This is a genomic window from uncultured Anaerovibrio sp. (assembly GCF_947302755.1).
Lineage (GTDB): Bacteria > Bacillota > Negativicutes > Selenomonadales > Selenomonadaceae > Anaerovibrio.
In genome coordinates, this window is sequence record NZ_CAMYWM010000123.1 from 1 (window position 1) to 7,381 (window position 7,381).

Sequence of the window (7,381 nt, forward strand, 5' to 3'; positions counted from 1 at the left end):
ATATTGTCGTGGTCCGAAAATACCGGTTCCAACCCGTACCATATTTGAACCTTCCTCTAGTGCTATCCTATAGTCATGAGTCATACCCATTGACAAATATATCATATTCGCTGTCTGGAAGCTCATTTCCTTCACCTTATTAAAAATTTCATACATTTTGGCAAATAATGGACGACATTCCTCCACATCCTCATAATTGGGAGCGATACACATCAGCCCCATAAGCTGAAGATTAGGCAGCTCATCCACCTTATGAAGAAGCTCCTCCAAATTCTCGGCATAAACACCGGATTTGGAATTCTCCTTGGCCAGATTTACCTGGACCAGAACCCGCTGCAGCTTGCCTATATTGGCCGCGGCACTGTTGATGGCCTCAGCCAGATGGAGCGTGTCCACCGAATGAATTAAATCAAATATCTTCACGGCCTGCTTGGCCTTGTTGGTCTGCAGGTGCCCGATAAGGTGCCAGGTCACCTTGCGGTCAAGGGTTTCAAACTTTTCCTTGGCCTCCTGAATCCGGTTTTCCCCAATATCAGTTATACCGGCATCTATAGCTTCCCGCATTGCGTAAATATCATGATTTTTGGTAACGGCGATTAACCGCACCTCCTGCTGCTTGTCAGCACTTCTTCTATCCTTGGCGATGGCAATATTTTCCTGAACCTCTTTTATTTTCTCTGGTATCATCAAACCACCCTCTATAATACGCACCTCATCCACCGCTCCAGGCTGTATGAGCGGTTCACCTTCCCTACAGGGGGAAGGCAATTATTTTATGGACAGTACCGCAGCTATCCGGCCAGTCCGCCCCCCATCAGCGCGATAGGAAAAAAACTGACGATGATTACAGGCCGTACAAACACCTGCCACATCAATGTTTTCCGGTTTCAGTCCTGCCCCCACAAGCTGTAATCTGTTGGCCTCCCATAAATTAAGCTTGGCCTTGCCATTGGGTTTGTCCATAACAATTTTATCACAAAATTCAGGAAAAGCATCCCTAAATTGTTGGGCCACCTCCTGACCCACCTCATAGCAGCAGGGACCTATGGCCGGACCAATACCAGCCAATAAGGACTCCGGCCGGGAGCCATACTCCTGTTCCATCATTTCCACCATTTTTACGCCAATGGAGGCCACTGTCCCCCGCCAGCCCCCATGGCCTACCCCAATAGCCTTATGTATCGGGTCCACAATAAGAATAGGGGTACAATCGGCAAAAAACAGCATTAAGGGCAGCCCGGGCTCATTGGTAATCAGCCCATCGGTATCGGCTATGGATTGATCATAATCATACATTCCCCGTCCCGCCTGGGCCCTAGTAACCTTTACCACCTTACTGCCATGGACCTGCTGACAGGTAATACCCTGGCCCCGTGGCAGCCCCAGTCCCTCAAAAAGGATATCCCGGTTATGACGTACCCTATTGGCATCATCCTCCACATGAAGGCCCAGATTGAGGCTGTCAAAAGCCCCTGTACTGCCGCCGCCATGCCGGGTGGAAATACCGTGGACAAACAGCTCCTCCGGGAAAATAGAAAATTTTCCTATCCACAAATTTTTCAAATGTCCTGAAACAAGTGAAAAGCTCACAAAAATCACATCATTTCCTATTTTATACTATCGACATACTCCGCAGCGTTTGCAGCCATCAAAGCACTGAACCGTATGGCCCGGCTGCTCCTTCCGGGCTTCCAAAAATTCCTTTATCAAATATTCCTTAGTAAAGCCCATATCCAGCATATCCCAGGGCAGAACCGCCTCAAAGGAAATATGGCGGCTTACCAAATCCTCCATGGTCAGCCCATGGCCCTTCAATACGGCCTTCATGGCCTTGCTGCCTCCCTGTTCATAGGCCTCCCACAGGTATTTGCCGGTATCCCGGCTGCCCCGGGCCAGTACAGCCTGGACGTAGGCATCCCGCGGTGATTCAGCAATGACTTCGATGTTATGCCGCTTTTTTAAGGCATTGGTTATGGTCTTCAGGGCCGCCTGAATGTACTTTAATGGAGCCATTGGTGCCCACTGAAATGGGGTAAAGGGCTTGGGAATAAATGGATTTATACTCAGGGTCAACCGGCCGGCAGCTCCCTTGGCTTCCATAAAGTCCTTCAGCTTCAGGGCCATATCGATTATCCCCTGAATATCAGCAGGCTCCTCCCCGGGCAACCCAATCATGATATAGAGCCGAAAGTTTCTTATCCCTGCCCTTATTCCCATTGACATGGCATTTAGCAGGTGCTCCTCCTCAATCCCTTTATTTATAATGGCCCGCATACGGGTACTGCCCGCCTCAGGTGCCATAGTCAGGGTTTTCAGGCCGCTGGCCGCCAGGGACTCCACCAGCTCCTGGGTAACAGAATCCGCCCTAAAGGACGCCACGGACATACTGAGGCCATCCCCCAGTATTTCCCTGCACAGCCGGTCTATCTCCGGATAGTCAGAAATAGCCGCCCCCATAAGGCCTACCCTACGCCCCTTTTCCTTGGCGGCCACCAGCATTTGTTCAATGGCCTCCAAAGACCGGTTGCGGGGCTTTCGGAAGCAATAGCCCGCCATGCAGAACCGGCAATGGCGGCCACAGCCCCGGGCAATTTCCACCAAATGAAGATTGAACTCCGTGTTTTCGGTGTAAATCGCCGTTTCCCCGGGATATTCATCCAAATTCTCCTGCCACTGGCGGCAGATTTTCTCCGGCGCATCACCCAATGGCTTGATTATAGTATCATATCGGTCCTCACCATAGGTGACCTCGTAGCAGGAGGGTACATACACTCCGGGAAGCCGGGCCAAACGGGACATGATTTCCCCTTTGGAACAACCCTCGTTTTTAGCCTTATTATAGACCTCCATAAAGGCCGGCATTACAGCCTCCCCTTCACCAATGACAAACACATCTATAAAAGAGCTCATGGGCTCCGGGTTAAAGGTGGCACAGGGACCACCGGCAATAACCAGAGGATCCATTTCCCCCCGGTCAGAGGCCAAGGGCTTTATTTTGCTCAGCTCCAGCATCCTGAGAATGTTGAAATAATCCATTTCAAAGGACATAATGAAGGCCACTATATCAAAGGAGGCTATTCCCCTTTGGGTTTCCATGGTCATCAGCTGAACCCGGTGCTTAACATATTCCTCCTGCTGCCTTTTTTCCGGCAGAAAGCCCCGTTCGCAGGCCGTATCCTCCCGCTGATTTAACAGGCGGTAAATTATATGAAGGCCTAAATTGGACATTCCCACAAAATAGGAATTGGGATACAACAAGGCAACCCTGGTTCTGCCACCAGCGGGATAAATATAATAGCCGGATTCCTCTGCCAGCATATTATTAAGCTGTTCCTTTAAGTGCCAGGACAAATATTTTCCTCCAACATATGTAACAAACTCCGTGCAAAGCAATATTTTTGCACTACGCCCTTACAACGAAATCTAAAGCTGATATTAATCCTTGTCATCAGCCAACAATACATCCAGCTCATGCCGGAAGCTGTTTATATCACAAAATTTTCTATATACCGAGGCGAACCTGATATAGGCCACCTGGTCAAAATTCTTCAAATGCCGCAGGGCCATTTCACCTATGGCACTGGAGGGTCCCTCCTGCTCATATTCACGATGAATATCCTGCTCAATATTATGGGCCAAAATCATAACACTTTCCAATGATTTATCCCGTTTATCGCAGGATCGAATAAGGCCATTTAACAATTTATTGCGGTCAAACACCTGACGACTGCCATCATGCTTTACAACCATCAAAGGCAGCTGCTCCACTGTCTCAAAGGTAGTAAATCGCTTGCCGCAGTGGGGACAGCCCCGACGTCGCCTTATGGCACGGCCATCGTCCACTGCCCTTGAATCGATTACTCTGCTGTCCTCTTTATTACAAAATGGGCAAAGCATCAGCGCACCCTCTTTCTGCCCTTTCGCTTATCCTGTACCTTAGTAAAGCCTGGTCGGCCACTGCCATGTGCCGGTTTTTCCCTTTTTTCCGGGGGAATGAGGCATGTTGGTCCATAGCCAATCAGGTCACGGCGATTGGCCTTTTCCAAGGCCCTTTTTACCAATTCATAATTGCGGGGAAGCCAATATTGCATCAATGCACGCTGCATGGCCTTGTCCTCAGGCTTTTTGGCACTATACACCTTTTCTCCGGTCATGGGATTTATGCCACTGTACCACATACAGGTGGAAAGGGTGCCAGGAGTCGGAATAAAGTCCTGAACCTGCTCCGGATGATATCCCATTTCCCTGATAAACACCGCCAATTCAATGGCATCAGCCAAAGTGCAGCCGGGGTGGCTTGACATAAAATAGGGCACCAAAAACTGTTTTTTGCCCAGCTTGTTATTCATTCGGTCAAAGCGGGCCACAAAGGCCTTATACACCCTGGAGCTGGATTTGCCCATAATACGGGTCACCCTGTCAGCAATATGCTCCGGGGCGATTTTTAACTGGCCGCTGATATGGTGCTCACACAGCTCCTGCAAAAATTCATCCTTGGCCAGCATCAGGTAGTCAAAGCGAATTCCGGAACGGATAAACACTTTTTTGATACCTGGAATTGCCCTGACTTTACGGAGCAGCTCCATATACCCGCTGTGATCCACAATAAGATTACGGCACACATCAGGGGACAGACACTGCTTTCCATGACAGGTCCCCCGCTCCAGCTGCATATCACAGGAGGTGCGATGAAAATTGGCGGTAGGACCGCCTAAATCGTGGATATAACCCTTAAAATCAGGTAATTGGGTAAGGATTTTAGCCTCGCGGATAATGGACTCATCACTGCGCCGCTGGATTATCCGCCCCTGATGGGAAATTATGGCACAAAAATTACAGCCGCCAAAGCATCCCCTATGGGCGGTAATACTGAATTTAACCTCATTATAGGCCGGAACACCGCCTGCCTTGTCGTAAATCGGATGCCAGCTGCGTTCATAGGGCAAATCGTAAATCTCGTCCATTTCCTCTACAGAAAGGGGCATGGCCGGTGGATTTTGTACAATACACCACTCACCATTTTGCTGGGCCAGCCTCCTGCCTCGAAAGGCATCCTGCTCCAAATACTCGGTTTTAAAGGCCTCAGCAAACTTCGTCCGGCTGGATTTAACCTCATCATAGCTGGGAAGAGCTATATAATCCCATATATAATCAAAATCCGGCACCCGAAAGCAGGTTCCCTGGACATCCTGAATATTGTGGATTTCAACACCCTGATGAAGCTGGGCAGCAATATCTATAAGCTGCTTTTCCCCCATACCATAAACCAGAATATCAGCCTTACTTTCCGCCAAAATAGACTGACGGATGGTATCACCCCAGTAATCGTAATGGGCAAACCGCCTCAAACTGGCCTCTATACCGCCAATAATAATCGGGACCCCAGTCCCCCAGCATTCACGGAGCCGCTGGGCATAGACCACCACAGCCCGCTCTGGACGATGACCGGCCTTGCCACCTGGGGAATATGCATCCTGATGACGAAGCTTTTTGGCCGCCGTATAGCGATTTAGCTGGGAATCAAGGTTCCCGCTTGAAACAAGAAAGCCCAGTCTGGGCTTCCCCAGACGGGCAAAATCTCTGGTATTGTGCCAATCGGGCTGAGGAATAATCCCCACCCTGTAGCCATGCTTTTCCAAAAGGCGGCACAAAATCGCCGGGCCAAAGCTGGGATCATCCACATATGCATCTCCTGACACAAAGATAAAATCCAGCTGGGACCAACCCCGCAATTTCATATCCTCTTTTGATATTGGTAAAAAGCTCATTAAATCACACCGTCATCCTCGGGTTATCTGGCAGTTTTCTCAGCTTTGCCCCTACCTGGCCTGGTTTCAGCTGTCTTCCCGGTATTTTGGTCAGAAGCTGAAGCAGATACATTGGAAGCAGCACCGGCGTTATCGGCCTGCTCCACCTTATTGTCAGCCATTGCAGCTGATCTGGCACCATCACTTTCCCTGGTCATGACCCGCTCTACTACCTGTCCCACATCACCAAGTACGCCCAGATGCTTGCCGTTCCAGGTAAGCTCAATAGAGCCTGCATTACCGGCAGTAACCTCTACCGTCTCATTACCCTTCCAGGACATATCCTGGCCGCTGTCAACCATGCCTTCATATACATTTTTGCCGTCCACCTTTACAGAAATCCAGCACGGACCGATGAACTTGGCTATTACATCCACCCCGTCGAACTTCTTCTCCACAGCCGGAGTCTCCTGTCTGGTGGTGGCCACTACCTTCTCATTTTTTACCGGTTCAGGCTTGGCCTTTTCCTGGGCAGGATCATCACTGAAGGCATAATAAACGCCACCCAGAAAGACCAGCATAACAGCCAGTAAAATCATAAATTTTCTGGAGCCGCTCTTTTCCTCAGTGCGTTCTCTGTAATCATTTCCGGAGGAAAACAGATTTCCACCATCATTCCCTGCAGACAAATGGGATGAGGATTTAACGGTAATCGTGCGCTGTGGCACCTCCTCATTATAATAAGTGCGAGGCTGCTGATCAACAGGCTGCACCGGCGTATCAATATTTTGTTCAGAATTATATTCCTGTAATAATGAATCGGCATCCAAGTTCAAAGCCTTGGCATAATTGCGAATAAAGCCCTTGGTGTATACTGCACCTGGCAGGGAGGCATAATCCTCCTTTTCAATTGCTTCAATATATAATGACCGGATACTGGTCTCATTCTCTATATCTTTAATCGTTAAGCCCTGCTTTTCCCGTTCTCTTCTAAGAGTTTCTCCCAGCATGCTCAGACCTCCTACATACAAACTATATTTTATTATACATTGATAGTTTTTTTTACTCAATAGGAAGAGTTCCTTTTTTCAAAAAAAATTGGACTGCACAATCCAGCCCAATTTCCTGAAAACTATTTGCTTTCCTTCACCAAATCTGCCAGTGTAATGGAGTTAAGCACATCATTTACCCTTGCACTGATATGGGACCATACACTTCTGCGACCACAGCCCTCAGCCTTTTCACATGGTGCCAGCATGCAATCGGCAAAAACCACCGGACCCTCCATGGTAACAATTATCTCACCAATAGTGATTTCCTCCGGTGCCTTGGCCAGCATATATCCTCCCTGGGCTCCGCGAACACTTTTAACAAAGCCGGCCTTTTTCAGGGTACCCATGAGCTGCTCCAGGTAGTTATCTGATATCCCCTGGTTGGCGGCAATATTTTTTACGGTAATGGACCCCTTACCAAAGGCCAGGGCTAATTCATGCATAGCTATTACACCATACCGTCCCTTGCTTGAAAGTCGCATATTATCACCTCAACATCATTTAAATGAGACTTATTCAGTGGGAGATTTATACGCCCACTAAATATAGTCGAATTAATCCGGAGCTTTGCGGACGTATCCA

Annotated in this window: 7 protein-coding genes; all 7 read right to left on the reverse strand. The window is 48.7% G+C overall.

Annotated elements, in window-relative coordinates; translation table 11 throughout:
* On the reverse strand, nt 1-687 hold a 687-nt coding region (locus tag Q0Y54_RS10470), incomplete at its 3' end, for a YggS family pyridoxal phosphate-dependent enzyme (RefSeq protein WP_297967450.1).
* Nucleotides 688-768: 81 nt separating this feature from the next.
* Nucleotides 769-1,554: a peptidoglycan editing factor PgeF gene (gene pgeF, locus Q0Y54_RS10475; protein WP_297967433.1), complete on the reverse strand. Its 786-nt coding sequence runs from the start codon at nt 1,552-1,554 to the stop codon at nt 769-771.
* 63 nt (nt 1,555-1,617) lie between these two features.
* Nucleotides 1,618-3,351, reverse strand: a complete 1,734-nt coding sequence (locus Q0Y54_RS10480) for a radical SAM protein (protein WP_297967436.1) — start codon at nt 3,349-3,351, stop codon at nt 1,618-1,620.
* A gap of 84 nt (nt 3,352-3,435) precedes the next feature.
* Nucleotides 3,436-3,897: a transcriptional regulator NrdR gene (gene nrdR, locus Q0Y54_RS10485; protein WP_297967439.1), complete on the reverse strand. Its 462-nt coding sequence runs from the start codon at nt 3,895-3,897 to the stop codon at nt 3,436-3,438.
* Nucleotides 3,897-5,768: a YgiQ family radical SAM protein gene (locus tag Q0Y54_RS10490; protein ID WP_297967441.1), complete on the reverse strand. Its 1,872-nt coding sequence runs from the start codon at nt 5,766-5,768 to the stop codon at nt 3,897-3,899. Before Q0Y54_RS10490 ends, nrdR begins: the two co-directional genes overlap by 1 nt.
* Before the next feature lie 23 nt (nt 5,769-5,791).
* Nucleotides 5,792-6,757, reverse strand: coding sequence for a RodZ domain-containing protein (locus tag Q0Y54_RS10495; protein WP_297967444.1), 966 nt, complete (start codon nt 6,755-6,757; stop codon nt 5,792-5,794).
* Between the two features lie 122 nt (nt 6,758-6,879).
* Nucleotides 6,880-7,281 (reverse strand): Rrf2 family transcriptional regulator, encoded by a 402-nt coding sequence (locus Q0Y54_RS10500; protein WP_297967447.1) that lies wholly within the window; start codon nt 7,279-7,281, stop codon nt 6,880-6,882.
* Nucleotides 7,282-7,381 lie beyond the last annotated feature (100 nt).

Bases quoted from the DNA above. Each gene is read 5' to 3' on its own strand.
- Q0Y54_RS10500 (WP_297967447.1), bottom strand. From the start codon at position 7,281: ATGCGACTTTCAAGCAAGGGACGGTATGGTGTAATAGCTATGCATGAA.
- nrdR (WP_297967439.1), bottom strand. From the start codon at position 3,897: ATGCTTTGCCCATTTTGTAATAAAGAGGACAGCAGAGTAATCGATTCA.
- Q0Y54_RS10490 (WP_297967441.1), bottom strand. From the start codon at position 5,768: ATGAGCTTTTTACCAATATCAAAAGAGGATATGAAATTGCGGGGTTGG.
- Q0Y54_RS10495 (WP_297967444.1), bottom strand. From the start codon at position 6,757: ATGCTGGGAGAAACTCTTAGAAGAGAACGGGAAAAGCAGGGCTTAACG.